This is a genomic window from Okeania sp. SIO2B9, assembly GCF_010672505.1.
GTDB lineage: Bacteria > Cyanobacteriota > Cyanobacteriia > Cyanobacteriales > Microcoleaceae > Okeania > Okeania hirsuta.
Window position 1 is genome coordinate 1 of record NZ_JAAHGK010000941.1, and the last position, 3,077, is coordinate 3,077.

Here is a 3,077-nt window from a genome sequence, read left to right on the forward strand (position 1 = left end):
TAAATTGTTTCACCAGCTACTTTCCTACCAGTAGCGGAGCGCTATCATCTAATGCCAATAATTGACCGTTGGGTCGTAAAAAATCTACTATATTTCATGTCTTTGCATAAAATTGATAATTCACACCGAGATTGTATTTTTACTGTTAATCTTTCTGGTGCTAGCATCAACGATAGCCATTTTTTAGAATTTATCGAACATCAATTTGCCTGTTTTGAAGTGCCTCCCCAAAAAATTTGTTTTGAGATTACTGAGACCATAGCTATTACTAATTTAGATAAAGCAGCAAAATTTATTCAGTCTCTCAAACAAGTTGGTTGTAGTTTTGCTTTAGATGATTTTGGCAAAGGAATGTCTTCTTTTTCTGATCTCACAAACTTGCCAGTAGATTATCTCAAGATTAACGGGATGTTTATTAAGAAGATGGAAAAAGATACTGTCACTCAAGCAATAGTAGAAGGTATTCATCATATTGGCAGGGCAATGAATTTAAAAGTAATAGCTGAATATATAGAAACAGAGTCAATTCTCAACAAAGTCAATAGTTTAGGAATAGATTATGGTCAAGGCTTTTATCTTGACAAACCCAGCGCACTTTTGTTTTCTGTTTAAGAACTATTCAAGAATGATAAAAATTAGTTTTTCAGTTTGGTGTTCAAAGGAATTTATTTATAGAACCCATTTGGAATATTAGCCCGCGGTATGTGCTTTTGGCTGCCGTCCGACCCGAAGACCGAATCAGGTGGAACATTTTTTTAGACCGAATGGCAGCGGATTTGATATAATATCAAATACGTTTAATACCAATTTGATAAATGTTTGCTACAAATAGTTAGCCTATTTCTTAAGAGTCAGGAGTCAGAATGAATTGCTTCAATATACTTAAGGTAAAGTATAACAATAAATACTACTTATTGCAATAATTGTGACACGAACACTTTAACCAGAGCTTGTTGATTAAGTCTAAAACCTTGATATGTAGATGCTTTAGCCTTTTTTCACAACAAAAAGTGCAAGCTTATAGAGGCGAAAAGCTCAAAATGTGAAGATATTCAACAGACAAAGGCGAAAAAAATTCCGATAACTTTTCCTTCTAAATACTCTGTAATTATCATGTATACTGGCTTATAAATTCCGATTGCTAACTTCTTAACACCTGAATCTTGACTTCTACTTTCACCAAAATACTTTTTCAGTAAAGCCTAACTATTGTATTTTATCAAGATTTCTGCTATTGAATTACCAATATAAGCACCTCTTCCAAAAAATAGAAAATTAAAGCATAGTTCTCAGGGGACGAGGGTTTGAAGGATGAAAGTAGTCTTTTAGACTTTAGCTAAATTAGAAAAAAAGTAGTATAAAAATGAGAATAAGGAAAAAATACTATGAGTAAGCAACATTGGTTAGATATAAGTGAATATGTCTGCCTAGCAGGTTCAGTTTTAGGAACCATTGCTTCAGTTACTTCTGGACAGGCAATATACACAGCAGCACCTTTGACTTTGGCCTTGTCTGCAAGTGTAGCTAATAGAAAGCGGCTAGATAAATTGCAACAACAAGAACAAAGAGTGGCGCTTACAGATATTCAGAAAACCTTCTTAGAAGATGTGGATAGAGTTGATAGTCAGACATTTAAGTTGCAAGAAAAACTGAATCTTCAAACTGAGGACCAAGAAAAGAAATTAGAAGTAATAACAGAACAGCTGAATCAAAAATTAGTAGCTGAAAGGGAAACCTTAGAGCAGCAAACTCAGCAACAAAGGCATAAATTACAAGAAGCTATAGAGTCAATACCAACTGAACTACAACAACTCATTCAACGTTTAGAACCATTAGAACGTCAGCAGAAAGAAATAATCAGTCAACGCTTACCTTGGGCAGTTTCAGCCATTGAGGAGTTACAAGATAGAGCTGCTGCCATAGCACCCTTAGAAAGTAAATTTGGTCATATTAGTAGAAATCTGCAAATTTTGAATAATCGTGTTGAGAGTCTGCCTCAACCAGAGTTTTTTGGTAAAATTGAAACAGCTATTACTTCAGTACAAAAGCGACTTGATTTGAATCCTGTCAATTTTCAAGGTGCAGTGCTAACAGATGCAGATTTCAGTGGTATTTATCTCAAAAATGCAAAACTAATAGATGCTAACCTCAGTGGTATTAACTTGGGTGGTGCTTGTTTAAATAATGCCAATCTTACAGATGTTAACCTCAGCAACGCTAATTTAATAGGTGCAGATTTGGCAGTTGCTAATCTAGCCTATGCAAATTTGAATCATGCTGAACTTGGTCAAGTTGATTTGTCTGGTGCTAACCTCAGTGGAGTAGATTTATCCTCAGCTAACCTCAGTGGTGTTAATCTTTCGTCTGCGAATCTCACAGATGCAGATTTAAGTAATGCTAACCTCAGTGGTGCAAACCTAACTCACGCTAACCTCAGTGGAGTTATTCTCAGTGATGCAGATTTAAGTAATGCTAACCTAACTAATGCTAACTTGTCTCATGCAGGGTTAAATAATACTAATCTCAGTCATGCAAATCTTTGTGCTGCACAATTGTGGTGTGCTGATATAAGTGATGCTGACTTAACTGGTACATTCATAGATCAAAACACTAAATTAGACAAAGAAACTCAAGAGAAATTGCAAAGAGCAAGTCATAAAACAAAGAATCAAAATCTTCGTAGTTATGGCACGAAAGTAACTAATATTAATCATAATGGCGTTCATCTGATGGGTCCTAATTTTTTGGAAGGAAAATCAAATGATAGCATTGTTCAACCTTCAATTATTGATACAAAGTGAGTCCTCCGATATCATCTCTCTTTGAATAACCACAATCAGAAATTTAGGGAGTAGGGAACAGGGATAATTCGTGATCAAAAACCTTCTCCCTTTAAATCTTTAAGCGTTGAAATTTTACTATTCCCTATTCCCTTTTCAGAGCTTCCTACTGACCAATGTTAAATTAATTTTGCACAGGTACTTATAATCTTTAGACATCTCCAATAATAAAAAATAAAATCAATTATCCCACTCTTACTCATCAATTATTTCTCCCTACTCCCTGCTCCCTACTCC

Annotated in this window: 2 protein-coding genes; both read left to right on the forward strand. The window is 34.9% G+C overall.

Annotation, left to right across the window (positions count from 1 at the left end; genetic code table 11):
* Positions 1-3 precede the first annotated feature (3 nt).
* The gene (locus F6K13_RS25735; protein WP_287288821.1) at positions 4-612 is read left to right on the forward strand and encodes an EAL domain-containing protein; all 609 of its coding nucleotides are present in this window, start codon (positions 4-6) and stop codon (positions 610-612) included.
* A gap of 773 nt (positions 613-1,385) precedes the next feature.
* On the forward strand, positions 1,386-2,801 hold the full coding sequence (locus F6K13_RS25740) for a pentapeptide repeat-containing protein (RefSeq protein ID WP_124144090.1): 1,416 nt from the start codon (positions 1,386-1,388) through the stop codon (positions 2,799-2,801).
* Positions 2,802-3,077: the final 276 nt, after the last annotated feature.